1 other RNA gene is annotated in these 360 nt (G+C 61.4%); it reads left to right on the top strand.

The features are described 5' to 3' along the window. An RNA gene (gene rnpB, locus L0U89_RS20275) (RNase P RNA component class A) lies at positions 1–358 on the top strand. Positions 359–360 lie beyond the last annotated feature (2 nt).

The following is a 360-nucleotide window of genomic DNA, read 5'->3' on the forward strand; positions in this document are numbered from 1 at the left end:
CCAGACAGTCGCCGCTTCATTGCCGTCCTCTTCGGGGAGACAGATGGAGGGGAGGAAAGTCCGGGCTCCATAGGGCAGGGTGCCAGGTAACGCCTGGGAGGCGCAAGCCTACGACCAGTGCAACAGAGAGCAAACCGCCGATGGCCCGCGCAAGCGGGATCAGGTAAGGGTGAAAGGGTGCGGTAAGAGCGCACCGCGCGGCTGGTAACAGTCCGTGGCACGGTAAACTCCACCCGGAGCAAGGCCAAATAGGGGTTCACATGGTACGGCCCGTACTGAACCCGGGTAGGCTGCTTGAGCCAGTGAGCGATTGCTGGCCTAGATGAATGACTGTCAACGACAGAACCCGGCTTATCGGTC

The organism is Mariniradius sediminis (assembly GCF_021491425.1).
In the GTDB taxonomy this organism is placed as follows: domain Bacteria; phylum Bacteroidota; class Bacteroidia; order Cytophagales; family Cyclobacteriaceae; genus Mariniradius; species Mariniradius saccharolyticus.